Here is a 16,240-nt window from a genome sequence, read left to right as displayed (position 1 = left end):
GGGAGTATTTAGCCTTGGGAGATGGTCCTCCCGGATTCCGACGGAATTTCTCGTGTTCCGCCGTACTCAGGATCCTCCTAGGTGTCTTCCACATTTCGTCTACGGGGTTTTTACCCTCTTTGACTGACTTTTCCAAGTCATTCGACTATCTGAAAGAACTACCATATTGGAGTCCTACAACCCCAACAAGCAAGCTTGTTGGTTTGGGCTTTTCCCGTTTCGCTCGCCGCTACTCAGGGAATCGAATTTTCTTTCTCTTCCTGCAGGTACTTAGATGTTTCAGTTCTCTGCGTCTACCTCGAATGTGCTATGTATTCACACAATCGTAACATCCTATTAAAGATGCTGGGTTCCCCCATTCGGAAATCTCTGGATCATAGCTTACGTACAGCTCCCCAAAGCATATCGGTGTTAGTCCCGTCCTTCATCGGCTCCTAGTGCCAAGGCATCCACCGTGCGCCCTTATTCACTTAACCTTATCAACCTTGCGGTTGGGTTTTGATCCTTCTTCTAGCGATAGAAGTTAGATCAAGAAAATAAGCAATTGAACTTATTAAAAAACTCATTCAACGCGGTGTTCTCGGTTTGTATTACTTACATTTACTTCAAATATCCAGTTTTCAATGAACAAAAGTGTTTGAGAGTAAACCTCTCAAAACTGAACAAAGTAAAAACAAATTGTGTAGTCTCCGTAATATTCCTTAGAAAGGAGGTGATCCAGCCGCACCTTCCGATACGGCTACCTTGTTACGACTTCACCCCAATCATCTATCCCACCTTAGGCGGCTGGCTCCAAAAAGGTTACCTCACCGACTTCGGGTGTTACAAACTCTCGTGGTGTGACGGGCGGTGTGTACAAGGCCCGGGAACGTATTCACCGCGGCGTGCTGATCCGCGATTACTAGCGATTCCAGCTTCATGCAGGCGAGTTGCAGCCTGCAATCCGAACTGAGAGAAGCTTTAAGAGATTAGCTTAGCCTCGCGACTTCGCAACTCGTTGTACTTCCCATTGTAGCACGTGTGTAGCCCAGGTCATAAGGGGCATGATGATTTGACGTCATCCCCACCTTCCTCCGGTTTGTCACCGGCAGTCTTGCTAGAGTGCCCAACTAAATGATGGCAACTAACAATAAGGGTTGCGCTCGTTGCGGGACTTAACCCAACATCTCACGACACGAGCTGACGACAACCATGCACCACCTGTCACTTTGCCCCCGAAGGGGAAGCTCTATCTCTAGAGTGGTCAAAGGATGTCAAGACCTGGTAAGGTTCTTCGCGTTGCTTCGAATTAAACCACATGCTCCACCGCTTGTGCGGGCCCCCGTCAATTCCTTTGAGTTTCAACCTTGCGGTCGTACTCCCCAGGCGGAGTGCTTAATGCGTTAGCTGCAGCACTGAAGGGCGGAAACCCTCCAACACTTAGCACTCATCGTTTACGGCGTGGACTACCAGGGTATCTAATCCTGTTTGCTCCCCACGCTTTCGAGCCTCAGCGTCAGTTACAGACCAGAGAGCCGCCTTCGCCACTGGTGTTCCTCCATATATCTACGCATTTCACCGCTACACATGGAATTCCACTCTCCTCTTCTGCACTCAAGTCTCCCAGTTTCCAATGACCCTCCCCGGTTGAGCCGGGGGCTTTCACATCAGACTTAAGAAACCGCCTGCGCTCGCTTTACGCCCAATAAATCCGGACAACGCTTGCCACCTACGTATTACCGCGGCTGCTGGCACGTAGTTAGCCGTGGCTTTCTGGTTAGATACCGTCAAGGGATGAACAGTTACTCTCATCCTTGTTCTTCTCTAACAACAGAGTTTTACGATCCGAAAACCTTCTTCACTCACGCGGCGTTGCTCGGTCAGACTTTCGTCCATTGCCGAAGATTCCCTACTGCTGCCTCCCGTAGGAGTTTGGGCCGTGTCTCAGTCCCAATGTGGCCGATCACCCTCTCAGGTCGGCTATGCATCGTGGCCTTGGTGAGCCGTTACCTCACCAACTAGCTAATGCACCGCGGGTCCATCCATCAGCGACACCCGAAAGCGTCTTTCAAATCAAAACCATGCGGTTTCGATTGTTATACGGTATTAGCACCTGTTTCCAAGTGTTATCCCCTTCTGATGGGCAGGTTACCCACGTGTTACTCACCCGTTCGCCACTCTTCTTTTCCCGGTGGAGCAAGCTCCGGTGGAAAAAGAAGCGTACGACTTGCATGTATTAGGCACGCCGCCAGCGTTCGTCCTGAGCCAGGATCAAACTCTCATAAAAAGTTCGAACAATCTTGCGATTGTTAAGCTCAATTTGTTTGCTAGCATATTGCTTGCTTGTTAAAAATGTTTGTTGTCTTGAATTGAATCAAGACGCCCTACACATTTGGTTTGTCTTACTTTGTTCAGTTTTCAAAGGTCTACTTCATCGGAAGTGTTTCTCCGATTTGTTTTGGCTGCCGTAGCAACTTTTATATCATATCAGAGTGACAAGTGATTGTCAACTCTTTTTTAAAAGTTTTTTTCGATTTCGTTTTTTGAAATCTTTCAGCAACTCATTTATCATAACTTATCGTTTGTTATTTGTCAAGAACTTTTTTTGAAGTTTTTTTCGATAGAATCAAGCTTCGCAAGCTGTTCTTTTTTAACGACTCAGTTATCTTATCATGTCGTCATCAACATGTCAATAACTATTTTTTAAGTTTTTTTAAATGCTGCTTTATTTGCGTATTACTTAAAACAACAAAAATGAATATATCATGTAAATTTACACATGTCAATATATTTCTCAGCCTATTTTCCCTCGTACATTTGAATTTTGACCACATAAATCGAGCATATCTTTTATAGTAGAAAAATAAAGACAAAAAAAGAACACATAACACACTTGATGTTAAGTGTTCGACTGTTCCAACTGTACGAAGCGCTCAGAAATTTGATTAAAATAGGTAAAGACTATTTATTTAGGATAAGTTGCTCCATCAACTGCTCATTGTATCCAATAAATAGAACTTCATCGATAATGATCAACGGACGTCTGAGGAGTTTTGTATGTTGTGTACATAAAGAAATCAGTTGTTTTTTACCTACACAGGAAAGGTCTATCGCAATGTTGTGAAAAGCCTCAGACCAAGTCGCAAATAGCTGTTCTGCTTGCACTTCTTCAAAACTGCATAATTCTTCTGCTTCTTCTGTACTTAGATCGCGTTCTTCTAAGTCAACAAATTGATAAGGCAATTGATGGTATTCTAACCATTGTTTCGCCTTCAGACTGGTTACACAGTGCGCCGATCCATAGACTTTCACTTCCACGAAGACTCCCTCCCTATGAATTTAAGATGTTATTGTTTTGTAAATAGATTAGGTTTCTAGCAACACACCGAATTTCACGAGGGACAAATGAACGGATTTCATCTTCATTGAATCCGATTAGTATTCTTTTTTCATCAATCAAAATAGGTCGTCTCAATAATGAAGGATATTCTTTGAATAGGACGATCATTTGCTTTAAAGTTAATTCGTTAAAATCTATTCCCAACTTCTCGTAAATTTTCGACCGAGTGGAAATAATATCTTGAACTCCTCCTTCAGTCGCTGCTAAGATCTTTTTGATCTCACTTTCTGTTAACGGTTCGGCAAAAATATTCTTCTCTTCAAATTCAAGTTGATTCGCTTGCAACCATGCTCTTGCTTTTCTACAGGAAGTACAGCTAGGCGAAGTATACACTTTTATCATTTTCTCACTCCTTTTTAATTATAATCCAATTCTACAGCAATTTCTTTTAAAATACCAATTATTAGCTAATAAAAAATAAAAAAAGTCGAAAAAAATCGATTATTTACATTTAAATAATGAGAATTATTCTATGTATTCCCTATTTTAATAATAGTATTCTCATTTTTCAAAAATAAATAAGGGAGGTGTGACAAAAATCTTGTCACACCTCCTTTTTCCGAATAAACGGTGTTCCAGAAGTAGCTTCTTCGAAAATAAGCCGAAATTTTACAAAAATTTGAGAAGCAATTTCCGTAAATCCCTTCTTATTTCTTGAAGCTGACCACTTCTGTCACAACCTCTCTTTCATCACTTTCCTTTTTTCATACGACTACCGGTTTCTTTGACAAATCTCGATACTTTCAATTTTCTTGTATTTTTCATTTGAGGTACACATAGATACAGACGATTTCTTGCTCTAGTCATCGCAACATAAAATAGTCTTCGTTCTTCTTCTATCGTCGTCACTGGTTCTGCTTTTATTTCATTAGAGTCGACGACTTTCTTTTCTGTTGCTCCGTTATAAGGCAAACTTCCTTCGTTACAGCCAATTAAAAAGACATTTCTGTAACTAAGACCTTTACTTTTATGAATGCTCTGGATACATAGCGCATCAAGTTTTCCTTGTCTGTAAGCAATCAAGCGGGTTTTTAATTCTTTAGCTGTTGCTTGGGTTTCTTGCGATAAGGCTTGGAGACTTCTAAAAGTAGCATGCTGCTTTACTTCTTCTCGTATCCATTCTTGATCACTCTGATCGATTTCCTTAGCTATACGTGGCAGATGAAGATAGCTTTGTACAAGCGAATAGATTTCTTGATGCTGGTCTGTTTTACGCAACGCTTCCTCAAACTGGCGGATTTCTGCAGATTTGGATTTTAAATTGGGCCTTACCGACAAAATATAATCCGTAATGGCTGTATTTTGATATTTAGGAGAAAAGTATTGATCGCATTCACTTTTTTTCAGATAGCAGTCTACCATCAGCTGCCGCAGCAATTGCTGATAGGTTTGATTTTTCTTTTGCGGATTCTGCGCTGTTTGCCAATGAACGATTTTTTGATAGAACTGTTGGAAAGACTTGATGCCAAAGATACCTTCATATGGACTATCTGCTTCCAGTACAAAAGGAATATTCGTTTTCAGCAGAGATTGGACAAGTTGCTGTGTTTGCGAAGCCGATCGGTATAATATAATCGATTCCTTATATTTCCCATTTTTTTGAATAAATGACTGAATTTGACTTATCAGCCACTGGCTTTCTGCTTTTGTATCTGAGAACAAATAAGCCTCCATAATGCCCGCTTCTTTTTGTGCTGGAATCATCGCCTTTGGTATCCGATCATTTTTGTTATAGCTGATCAATCTATTCGCTCCTTGGACAATAGCTGCCCGAGAGCGGTAATTAGTTAATAAGAAAAGAGTTTTAGTAGGATATTCTTTTTCAAAGTTCTTGATATATGCTGGCTCTGATCCTCTGAATCCATAGATACTTTGGTCATCATCTCCAACAACGATTAACTTGATTCCGTTTTCCTTTGTCATCCGCTTCACGATTTCCCATTGAAGTGGATTAGTATCTTGAAATTCATCAATAAATAGATAATCATATTTCTGTCCAATATAGCGCTGAATCTCGTCATTCTCCAAAGCGCTTTTCAAATTTTGGAGTACATCATTGAACTCTAACAATTGCTGCCTTCTTTTTTGTTCTTGGAGTTCTGTAAGCAATCCATATAGTCGTTCTGATATCGGTTGTCTTGCATTCTTATCAATGGAATCATATTTTTCTTTAACTAACTGAATCATTTCTTCTATTGATAGGTTCATATTCTGCCAATAGTCTAAGCGAGAAGCAATCGTTTTTTCTCCATATTGATCAAATAGATAAAGATTATATTTACGTATCAGCTGTTGCAAAACAGCATTTACTTTTTGCGCAGTATCTTTTGAAAAGTCTCCTTGTATCCCTTGCATTGCCACATCAGGGAATTTTCGACAAATCTCATTGTATATCCTGAAAAAGATACTGTGGAATGTTCCGATATGGACAGCAGTTTTCCTTTGGCTGAAATTATCTACTCGTTTTTTTAGTTCATTTGCAGCATTCCGTGTAAAAGTAATCATCAGTATGCGTTCTTCGTCTACTTGTTTTTGTGTCATCAGGTACACAGCTTTTGCACAGATTGTTTGCGTCTTGCCGCTCCCAGCTCCCGCTATGATTCGAAGATGTTTCTGCATATCGTATGTGATAGCTGCTTTTTGTTCTTGATTGAAGCGATTATAAGAACGTTTCTCCATCATTTTAAAGAAAGAGTTGTTTTCTTTGCTTTCTTTTTCCTGCATTTCTTCCTCAATAAGTCCAGGGGCTTCTCCATAAGCCGCTTCATAGGTAGCAATAATTTCTTCTTGTAGCCGAAAGACTTGTTGAAGCTTTTTATATTTGTTCTCCCAACGATTCAGTTCTTTTTGTAATCGGAGAATTTCTTTTTCATCCAACTGATTGATTTCCTTCCCATCTTTCTTCTTTGAAGTTGTTTATTCCAATTTGATTATTTAAAATCTCGTTGTCTATTTTTTCTTTATACTAACAGACCTTTCTAAAAATGAAAATGGGGAGCGAGATGATTTTAGTTTTCTGAAAATTTTTCCTTTTTTTCAATCGTTTATGCTAAGATAAGGAAGACAAAATTATATTCATAAAAGGTGATGAAAAAAATGCAAACTTCCTTTCACGAGGGGCGTACAATAGGTCTTTTGCTGACATTTATCGGAGGAGCAATGGACAGTTATACTTATATCCAGTATGGTGCTTTTGCCTCTGCTCAAACTGGCAATATCATCCTATCGATCATCCAAGCTTTTGACGGAGAGTGGCTAAGCGTTGGCAAAAAAGTATTATCTACCCTTTTCTTTTTCTTAGGGATTCTTCTAACAAAGTATTTGATTGATTATTTTAGAAAAAAAGAAAAACATTTCTGGCGTTTATTTGTTCTATATTATGAAGCGGTGATTTTTTTCTTTGTCAGTTTGACACCTGTCCATGAGCATCCCGCATTAGTAACGATTTTAATTGCTTTTACGGCCTCGATCCAGTGGGTGGCTTTTGATAAAATCAACGGGCGTGCCTACACCAATTTATTCACAACAGGAAATTTAAAAGGGGTAGCAACAAATTTATATGATTATTGTATTACTAAAGAAAAAGCAGATTTTGATCGATTTTTCCACTATTTAACTGTCGTTCTTGCCTTTATCGCAGGGGCTATTGTCCTTGTATTCTGTCATCATTTGTTTGGCACCCATTCGATTTTGGTCGTTTCTATTTTATTCTTGATCATGGCCCTCACTCAGACATTTCAGTTATGGCAGTTTTATCATACGAACCGTTTCACCTTTTGATTCCCCTGAATCAAAAAAACTAAGCAGGATGCTGTTCACAAAGAAATTTTGTGAGTGAGCAATTTGCTTAGTTTTTTTATTATTTAGTTGTAAAGATACCCTTTGCTTTCGGGTTATTTGTAGTGTAGCGGATTGACTGGGCATCTGCCTCTTCTGTCATTTTCTTTGCCCGCATCTTGATTTCTTGTACGATTTGTTCTCCACATGCTGGATCGGCTACGAAATCGTATTTGTCCCCATCGATTACTATTTTGGGACATATATCAAACTGTTCATACCATTCTTCATAACGTCGATTGAGTTCTTTATAGTAGGAATAGAGTTCAGGATCTTGCTCTAGCTGTTCATATTCCCGACCTCGTTTTTTGATTCTTGCTAACATAGTTTCAAAGGATACACGAATATAAACCAGCAGATCCGGTTTCTTTTGCGGCGAAATTTCTTCTAATTCCTTCAGCATCGTCTCTAAAAGCCCTTCATACTGCTTTACTTCTACTTCAGAAACACGCCCTAAATCGGCATTCAGATGAAACAACATACTATCTTCGTAGATGGAGCGGTCTAGTACATTGTCATCATGGCTGAAAGCATCTTTAATCGCCAAAAAACGTTTGTTCAAAAAAAATATCTGCAATAAAAAAGTATACTTTTCCGGATTAGAATAAAACAGTGGCAATACTTCATTATCCTCCACGTTCTCATAAAAAGGTTTTGTTTCTAAATCTTGGGCAAGCATTTCAGTCAGTGTGCTTTTCCCTGCACCGATCGTTCCTGCAACAATAATCACAATTATCGGCATCCTTCCTGTAATAAAATCTGTTCTTCATTTTACTACTTCATTGATAGAAATAAAAGCCTTGACTTTATCTGCTCCTTACAGGCTGCTTCGCCAATAGTAGCTAGAAGTCACGCCTATTCATGAAAATAAAAGAGTAGAATGTATGAACTTCTACTCTTTTATGCTCTCAACATTTTATCTGTTTTTATTCTTCTATTGTACTTGATTTGCGTACGACTAACTGCCAGTGCAGATTATGAGCGGTATCATTGTCTTCTGCTGCGCAATTCATGACACGTATCATCACGCTATTTTCATAGATTTTTTCTATTTTTCCTTTTATTGGTGATTCAAATAAATCAGATTTAAATGCATATGTTTCGCCGACTTCAAACAATTGTTCATTTTCCATAAGAATCCCTCCATCACCTTTTCTAAGGTCAGTAAATTTTTAACATAAAATACTCGAAAAAACACAAACTTGTCATAAAAAGTACTTTTCGTATCAAAACTGTCACCTTTTTTGGAAAGGATTTAAAAAATGAAGATTTTTTTAAGGAAATCATGACGGTTTTGATGCCAAAACCACTTTTTATGAAACAAAACACGTTTTTTATTTTTTTTAGCATAGAATTTGTGGTGGAGGTACGTATGAGATGAAAGATAAAGTTGTGAACAAATTATTAGAAACCTTATTCAGCGGAGACAAATCGGAAGAAGATATGGTGTATGTCCAAGTAAAATTTGCCTTAGAAGTTTTATTGAACAACCTTGGAAAACTAGCGGTCGTTCTAGTCTTTTCTCTGGTGACGGGCTCATGGGCGGAAACAGGAATTACCTTTCTTTCCTATATCTGCATCCGCAGATATGCTTATGGATTGCATTCCGACTCTGAATTCGTTTGTCTGCTGTGGACACTGCTTTATTTATGGGGCGTTCCCTTGGTGATGAAACATCTGCAATTGACTATCTCCTTCCCAATGATGGTCTTTTTGTTAATCAGCTGCTTTTTGTTACTGCTTCGCTATGGATCAAGAGGTACAGCAATCAATCCCATTGAACCCGAGAAACGTCCACCATTATTAAAGAAGGCGATCAGCATGTTTCTAATTTTTTCTCTCATCACTTTATTTTTCTCAGCTTCTTACTTTTCTACCTATTTGCTACTTGGGATTGTTTTAGAAATAGCTACGTTGCTTCCTATTACAAACTACTTGATGAATTTTGGAGGAATCTTTCATGAAAAAAACAATCATTAAACAATTAACTAACTTATCTGACTTTTTTGTATCTGGCTGCTGCTTTGGTATGAGTTCTGAATTCAAAATCCCTGAAAAATTAAAAAAATAATACGCTAATTGTGCTATAATTTGGTAAAAATCAATGGGAGCTGTACTTTATGTTTTTATGGTCCATAGCGTTGCAATATTTGATTTACACAATTTGTATCTTATTGATTGACCATCATATCCGATACAACTATCTGTTTGCAGGAGTCACTCTGATTTCTTGCGTTTTGATTGGATGGGTCTACTCAGTTTTAGGGATTTTTACTGCTCTAATTGCTATAGGAATGCTGATGCTTACTTTTTTCTTCTTTTCGACTTCGCGTCAACAATTAGTTTACGCGCTTCCTTTTGGATTATTGACGTCGCTTTTAGGAGATCATTTAACAAGCATCGGCGATTTTTTTGTTTTGAAATCTGCGGTTGTTGAACCAGGAGATTCCTTGCAGTATTTTCACATCGCCTTATCCGCTCTTTTATCTGCTTTATTAGCTTTTTGTTTTAAAAAATCGTTAGAGACTTGGTTTCACACAGTGGACCGCCGTATGATTGGTACGATTGGGACGTTGATATTATTTACATACTATATCATTATTTTTTATACCCGTTTTTCTGGTGAAACACCTGATGTCTTAGCTTTGAATACTAGTTTTTTCATTCTTTATCTGTGTGTCGGCTTGATCATCTTGGTTTATTATTGGAAAATCTCTAATAAGAAATTAGCTGATCAGTTGTTAGAGCAACAAGTCAGGATGCAGCAGGATTATATCAAAGATCTGGAAAAAAACTATCAAGACTTGAGAGAATTCAAACATGATTACCAAAATCTGCTCTTTTCTCTTCACAGCTATATTGCAGAAGGCGACTTGGAAGGATTACGGTCGTACTACGATCAAACGATATTGCCTACACGCCAGATGATGAACCTTTTCCCGGCCAATCTAAGTATGTTGGATAATATGAAAGTTCCTGAAATACGCAGTTTGCTGTCATTAAAACTCATGATGGCACAGGAAAAAGGATTGATCGTCCAGCTTCATTTTCCTAAGCCAATCGAGTTGGATACGAAACATACGGTAAACCTTGTACGTATGCTTGGTATTATCTTAGACAATGCGATTGAAGGAGCTAGTGCTGCAAAGAAGAAAAAGATCGAATTGACAATCATCAAGAAAAATCATTCTGTGATGATTCGTGTAATCAATACAACAACAAATACATTACCGTTAAACCAGTTGAAACAAAAAGGTTTCTCAACAAAAACAAATCCAAAAAACGAAGGACTTGGGTTGTTTATCTTGGATGAATTGACAAAGACAAACCCTTATCTTTTCCTTGAAACATCAATTGAAAACCAACGTTTTTCTCAAACGATTTATATACAAATAAAATAAAGGAGTAATGATATGATTCCCATTTATATTTGTGAAGACGATCCAAAACAATTGGAAGTTTTATCAACGGTGATCAAAAACAGGATCATGATTGAAAACTTAGACAGTTATGTTCATATTTCTACCTCTGATCCGGAAGAACTTCTCAATGCGGCCAAGATCAGAACTTCTTCTTTTGGTATTTACTTTTTAGATATTGAATTAGAAGACAGTGAAATGGATGGCGTAGCGATTGGTAAATTGATCCGTGAATTAGATCCTTTAGGAAAAATAATCTATGTGACTTCTCATACGGAAATGTCGATGACAATCTTAAAAAGCAACATTGAGCCGACTGACTATATTGTGAAAGAAGACCTTTATGATTTAAAAGAAAATGTCGAGCAGATTCTGAGCAAAATTTTTGAAGATTTTCAAATGTCCCAGATCCAAAAAGATATCTTCAAAATAGAGTTCAATGATGAGATCAAATTTTTACCGATCAAAGAAATCCAATATTTTTCTACTTCGTTAGGCGCACCACATAAATTGGAAGTTCATTTGACTCATGCTCAATTGCAATTCTACGAGAAGATCAAAGAAATCGAGAAAATGCATCGGAATTTTATTCGTTGTCATAAATCTTATGTTATCAATACACAAAACGTGCGGTCGATTAATAAAAAAACCAGAGAAGTCACGTTGGCAAACGGTGAGACTATCCCTGTCTCTATCCGTGGATTAAAAAAGTTAATTTCATAAAAAGAACCGAATAGTTTGGATCGACTAAATAATCAGCCGATCCAAACCCTTCGGTTCTTTTTGTCTCTCAGTGCAAAAGCATTTCCTGTGCAATTTCACGGCCATCCATTGTGTCTGGATAAAATGTTGGCCAATTTTCCATTTCTTTTAGCAATACTTCTTGACTTTCATTTCCTGCATATAAATGAAAATGTTCGGAGTCAGCCGGTGCAATCGTGTGATCACTGAATTGAATATATCTAAACGCGCCACTTTCCTTATCTTCTGCTTCGAATAGATACCTTACACCACGGTTTCCTGCCTCGTAGGTTAAGATTTCTTTTCCTACATAACGATAATTTGAACGTTTCGTTGTTCCATCCTTAAACGTAAATGCCATCTCTTTCTCACCGATCTTGATTGAAGCAATATCTGTTTGATAGCCCTTCGTATAGTATTCTTTATATTCTTGTGCTGTCTTATCCTGATTCAATTTTTCTTTATATTCAAAAACAGGATCAAATGTCCCATCTTCTACATACGTATCTACTGTCTGCCAAGTTCCTGACCAATCTGAAAGAGAGCGATCTTGTACATCCTCGTCTTCGAAATAACCGTTATAGACGCTCTTTTCTTTTTTGGGGGTCAAAGTATCTTCTAACGGGTTTTCTGTCTCTGTCGTTTTTTTCAACGCTTCGAGGTTTGCTTCCATGATAGAAAGATAGTTTTCTCCATTTTCTATTTGTTCATTCGTCAACCCCTCCAAAGGATTCAATACTTCTAAAGATACACCTGCTTCGTTTGCTAACGTTCTGGCAATACTATCTTTGGCGTTTTCTTCAAAATAAATATAGTTGATCCCATGTTCTTTAACAAAGTGTTTCAGTTCAGCGATTCTCGCCGCAGACGGTTCTTCACTAGAAGAAAGACCAGCAATAGATACTTGATTCAATCCATATTCTAATGCCAGATAGTTGAATGCAGCATGTTGCGTGACAAAAGATCTTTGTTTTGCTTGCTTAAATGTTTCTTGATAAAGCTGATGGAGTGCTTGAAGTTTCTCGGTATAGGCTGCTGCATTTTTTGTCCATACTTCCTGTTTTTCTGGGTAGGCTTCAATCAGCTGATCACGTATGCTTGCTACCTGCTTGATTGCTAAACTTGGTGCTAGCCATACATGCGGGTCTAACTCATGTGTATGACCTTCTTCCCCGTGTTCATGGTCATGATCATGTCCTTCTTCACTTCCCGGAAGTAAAAGCATACCTTCTGTCGCCTTTATCGTATGGACGTTGCCTTCTTGTAATGTTTTTTGGATTGCGGGGACCCATGTTTCCATGTTTTCATCATTATAAACAAAGATATCTGTATCTTGGATCTTTGCCATGTCTTTAGCAGAAGGTTCATAATCGTGGGAATCAGTCCCTGCTGGAATCAATAATTCTACTTCTCCTTCATCCCCGACGATTGCTTTTGTAAAATCATACATAGGATAAAAGGTCGTCATCACGCTCAGTTTTTCTTTACTGTCCCCTGCTTCTCCACTTGCCCCGCAACCAGCTAACATACCTGTTAAAACCAGTGTAGCCAATATACCTATCAGTCGTTTCATTTATAACACTCCTTCTCATCTTCTTTCATTTGAATGTTCCGATTCGCCTCTATCAAATCGTAATAGTTACGCTTTAGCAACAGAATTTAATTTATCATAGGGCTAAAAGAGCTGTCAAGCGTTTTCTTATTTTAATTGAGGAGAAAATTCGTATGGATGGTTCCCGATATTTTTTCAATCAACCTCTATCATTTTCCTTTTATCCCCTCTTTTGTCTATAATAAAGTTATAGACAAAGGAGGAAAATGAGTGAAAAAAGAAACAGATACAACGAATCGTTTGATCCGCTTTTTGGGAGGCAAAACCTCCTACTATGTTTTAGGTATGGTGATCCTGCTGGCACTGATCATTTATTTTTTCCATCAGATTTCATTTATATTCAAGCCTGTTGGGATTATTATCGCTACTATCTTGCCCCCATTATTGTTTGCGCTGATCTTATATTATCTTTTGGAACCAGTCATCAAACGTTTAAGCAAGCACCTTTCGAGGAACCTGTCAGTCATTATTGTTTATGTGATTATTTTATTTTTATTGGGGCTTGGAAGCGTATGGCTTGTTCCTTTTCTTGAAGAACAGACAAAAACATTGATTAGCAGTTTGCCAGATTTATTTCAAGATTTCCAAGAGAGTCTCCGTCAATTTTTGGAAAAAACACCTTTTGCCGATTCATTTAATCAATTTTTTACTTCTATTGATGACGTGACGTCTGATATAGCTGGCTTTATTGGAAATTATTGGGAAAGTGGCGCACAACGGATCAGCAATATTTTTTCAACTGTTACAGCTATTTTCATTACTTTATTTACTGGGCCCATTGTCACTTTTTTCCTTTTGAGAAATCCTCAAAAATTTTATCAGTCAGTTTTAGCCATTGTCCCACCAGCATTTCGTACAGACTTTAAAAATTTGACAAAGATTGCTAATCAACAATTGGGTTCATTTTTAAAGGGGCAGATCATTGCTTCATTTATCCTTGGAGCAGTCTACTGGGTTTGTTTCTTACTGATCGGATTAGAATTTGCCAGTGTTTTAGCTATTTCTGCTGGGTTATTATGTATTATTCCATATATTGGACCGTTTATCGCTTTTTTCCCGGGTTTGATCATTGCATTCCAAGACTTTACTTTTATGGCTGTCAAATTTGTCATTGTCTGGTTTGCCGTACAACTTCTCCATGGTGACTTGGTGATTCCTCGAGTAATGGGTGATCGTTTGCAGATCCATCCGATTACGATCTTGATCGTTTTGCTTGTCATGGGTGATCTAATGGGAATTGTGGGCGTTATTTTCGGTATTCCTATCTATACGTTAGTCAAATTACTCGTTACTTTTATTTTCCGTAAATTCAAACAACGCTACAATAAATTTTATGGCGACAAAGGAGAGTATGAACACTCTTCATTTTCTGAAGAAGATTATTTTAAATAAAATACAAAACGTCGATCTCACGAGAATAACTCGTAGGATCGGCGTTTTATACTTTTTTATTTTAGTTTTTCAGTAAAGCAATTGCCTGATATGGTTTTAGCTCCAGGTTTTGATGGAGAACAGTATCAGGATAATTATCGATAAGAATATCGGATTCTGTGAATCCTTCTGGAATGGTGATCCTTGTATCTTTATCATAGAAATTTGTTAATACAAGCAGTTGCTGCCCTTCAAATTGGCGAAGATAGCCATAAACTTGCGGATGATCTGCTCCATAAGCATGATAATCGCCTTGTGCAACGATTGGATATGTTTTTCTCAATCGAATCAATTTCTTATAATAGGACAAAATAGAATCCTCAGAAGATCGTTCTTTCTCTACATTGATCTCTTCTAGCTTACCTGCAACTTTTAACCAAGGTTTTCCTGTAGTAAAACCTGCTTGTTCTGCATCGGACCATTGCATGGGTGTTCGAGAGTTATCACGAGATTTTGCTTTGATTCGACGGTACGCCTCTTTTTCTGTGAATCCTTGTGCAAGGAGCAACTTGTAAGCATTCAAACTTTCTACGTCAATATAGTCGGAAATTGAGGAATAGTCTGGATCGACCATGCCGATTTCCTCTCCCATATAAATGTATGGTGTTCCACGATTTAAATGGATCATGGTTGCTAGCATCTCTGCTCCTTGTTTTCGATACTGATCGATAGCTACAAACCGATTGAGCGCACGTGGCTGATCATGGTTATTAAAAAATAAAGCATTCCAGCCATTACCATCACTCATCTTTTCTCCCCAAGTATGGAACAGTCGCTTTAATTCTGCAAAATCAAATGGGGGAGTTGACCATTTATTGCCATTTTCATAGTCAACTTTCAAGTGATGAAAATTAAAGACCATTGATAATTCTTCTCTACTAGGTTCTGTATACAAGATACAATTTTCGATCGTCGTAGAGCTCATTTCACCGACTGTGATGATAGTGGAATCCGTCCCAAACGTTGCTTGGTTCAATTCTTTTAGATACGTATGGGTGATTGGTTTGTCCGTATATTCAGGTTTACCATCATTTTCTTTATTATTTTTCAATTGCTCGTCTTTACCGATAACATTGATAACATCGAAACGGAATCCTTTTACCCCTTTTTCCATCCAAAAACGAACTACTTTGAATAATTCCTCTCTTACTGCTTGATTCCGCCAGTTCAAGTCAGCTTGTGTCTGATCATATAAGTGCAGATAATATTTCCCTGTATCTCCAAAGGGCGACCAAGCACTCCCACCAAATTTTGATACCCAGTCCGTTGGTTCTTCTCTTAAAATGAAGAAGTCCTGATAATACTGATCCCCTGCTAGTGCTTTTTTGAACCACTCATGTTCTGTCGAAACATGATTCAGTACCATATCGAGCATGACTTCTATTTGGTATTCTTTTGCTTTAGCTATTAGTTGCTCGAATTCTTCCATCGTACCAAAGATAGGATCGATGGCTGTGTAATCAGAGATATCATAACCATTGTCTTTTTGAGGACTTGGATAAATAGGATTTAGCCAGATCATATCGATCCCTAGATCATTCAAATATGGCAGTTTTTCTTTAATTCCTTTTAAATCTCCAATTCCATCACCATTACTGTCTTTGTAAGATTTGGGATAGATTTGATAAATGACTTTGTCTTTAAATGTCATGGATATTTGCCTCCATTCAACTGATTTCTTACCTATTACAACTTATATATACAAGTTATCATTTATTATTATAACTGAACAGAAAGCGTTTGTAAAATTTATCTTTATACTTCCTAAGAGGGTGTTGTCCAATAAAAAACAAGAGATCAGACATGTATTTGTCTAGTCTC

12 protein-coding genes and 2 rRNA genes (1 of these 14 cut by a window edge) are annotated in these 16,240 nt (G+C 37.9%); 5 read left to right on the top strand and 9 right to left on the bottom strand.

Going from position 1 to position 16,240, the window contains the following annotated elements:
• From IGJ53_RS02220 to IGJ53_RS02200, 5 genes are all read right to left on the bottom strand, one after another.
• Positions 1-476 (bottom strand): 23S ribosomal RNA (locus IGJ53_RS02220) (it extends 2,439 nt beyond the left edge of the window).
• Between the two features lie 229 nt (positions 477-705).
• Positions 706-2,266 (bottom strand): 16S ribosomal RNA (locus IGJ53_RS02215).
• Together the 16S and 23S rRNA genes form the textbook arrangement of a ribosomal RNA operon.
• Before the next feature lie 674 nt (positions 2,267-2,940).
• On the bottom strand, positions 2,941-3,297 hold the full coding sequence (locus IGJ53_RS02210; protein ID WP_002310798.1) for a Spx/MgsR family RNA polymerase-binding regulatory protein: 357 nt from the start codon (positions 3,295-3,297) through the stop codon (positions 2,941-2,943).
• A gap of 13 nt (positions 3,298-3,310) precedes the next feature.
• A complete protein-coding gene (locus IGJ53_RS02205; RefSeq protein ID WP_002286258.1) occupies positions 3,311-3,721 on the bottom strand; it encodes a Spx/MgsR family RNA polymerase-binding regulatory protein in 411 nt (136 codons plus the stop codon).
• A 348-nt stretch (positions 3,722-4,069) separates the two neighbouring features.
• A complete protein-coding gene (locus tag IGJ53_RS02200) occupies positions 4,070-6,256 on the bottom strand; it encodes an ATP-dependent helicase (protein ID WP_010731932.1) in 2,187 nt (728 codons plus the stop codon).
• A gap of 219 nt (positions 6,257-6,475) precedes the next feature.
• On the opposite strand from IGJ53_RS02200, the gene IGJ53_RS02195 reads away from it, so the two are divergent.
• The gene (locus IGJ53_RS02195) at positions 6,476-7,159 is read left to right on the top strand and encodes a YoaK family protein (protein ID WP_010731931.1); all 684 of its coding nucleotides are present in this window, start codon (positions 6,476-6,478) and stop codon (positions 7,157-7,159) included.
• Positions 7,160-7,238: 79 nt separating this feature from the next.
• Here IGJ53_RS02195 and IGJ53_RS02190 read toward each other — a convergent pair whose 3' ends face one another.
• Positions 7,239-7,958 (bottom strand): deoxynucleoside kinase, encoded by a 720-nt coding sequence (locus IGJ53_RS02190; protein ID WP_002321450.1) that lies wholly within the window; start codon positions 7,956-7,958, stop codon positions 7,239-7,241.
• A 184-nt stretch (positions 7,959-8,142) separates the two neighbouring features.
• Positions 8,143-8,349, bottom strand: coding sequence for a hypothetical protein (locus tag IGJ53_RS02185; RefSeq protein WP_002293266.1), 207 nt, complete (start codon positions 8,347-8,349; stop codon positions 8,143-8,145).
• A gap of 244 nt (positions 8,350-8,593) precedes the next feature.
• Between IGJ53_RS02185 and IGJ53_RS02180 the strand changes: the two genes are divergently transcribed.
• From IGJ53_RS02180 to IGJ53_RS02170, 3 genes are all read left to right on the top strand, one after another.
• Positions 8,594-9,196, top strand: a complete 603-nt coding sequence (locus tag IGJ53_RS02180; RefSeq protein ID WP_002293263.1) for an accessory gene regulator B family protein — start codon at positions 8,594-8,596, stop codon at positions 9,194-9,196.
• Positions 9,197-9,336: 140 nt separating this feature from the next.
• Positions 9,337-10,617: an ATP-binding protein gene (locus IGJ53_RS02175; RefSeq protein ID WP_002373258.1), complete on the top strand. Its 1,281-nt coding sequence runs from the start codon at positions 9,337-9,339 to the stop codon at positions 10,615-10,617.
• A gap of 12 nt (positions 10,618-10,629) precedes the next feature.
• Positions 10,630-11,358 carry a LytR/AlgR family response regulator transcription factor gene (locus IGJ53_RS02170; protein WP_002373260.1) on the top strand — a complete coding sequence of 243 codons (729 nt, stop codon included), beginning with the start codon at positions 10,630-10,632 and terminating at the stop codon, positions 11,356-11,358.
• 67 nt (positions 11,359-11,425) lie between these two features.
• On the opposite strand, the gene IGJ53_RS02165 is transcribed toward IGJ53_RS02170, so the two are convergent.
• Entirely contained in the window at positions 11,426-12,949 is a 1,524-nt protein-coding gene (locus IGJ53_RS02165) for a zinc ABC transporter substrate-binding protein AdcA (protein WP_010731930.1), read from the bottom strand.
• Positions 12,950-13,198: 249 nt separating this feature from the next.
• Between IGJ53_RS02165 and IGJ53_RS02160 the strand changes: the two genes are divergently transcribed.
• A complete protein-coding gene (locus IGJ53_RS02160) occupies positions 13,199-14,380 on the top strand; it encodes an AI-2E family transporter (RefSeq protein ID WP_438749435.1) in 1,182 nt (393 codons plus the stop codon).
• A 61-nt stretch (positions 14,381-14,441) separates the two neighbouring features.
• On the opposite strand, the gene treC is transcribed toward IGJ53_RS02160, so the two are convergent.
• On the bottom strand, positions 14,442-16,070 hold the full coding sequence (treC, locus tag IGJ53_RS02155) for an alpha,alpha-phosphotrehalase (RefSeq protein ID WP_259742426.1): 1,629 nt from the start codon (positions 16,068-16,070) through the stop codon (positions 14,442-14,444).
• Between the last annotated feature and the right edge of the window lie 170 nt (positions 16,071-16,240).

It is taken from the genome of Enterococcus sp. DIV1283b (genome assembly GCF_051710965.1).
In the GTDB taxonomy this organism is placed as follows: Bacteria; Bacillota; Bacilli; order Lactobacillales; family Enterococcaceae; genus Enterococcus_B; species Enterococcus_B lactis.
Note: the sequence above shows the minus strand (reverse complement) of the source record. Positions and strands in the feature narration are given on the sequence as shown.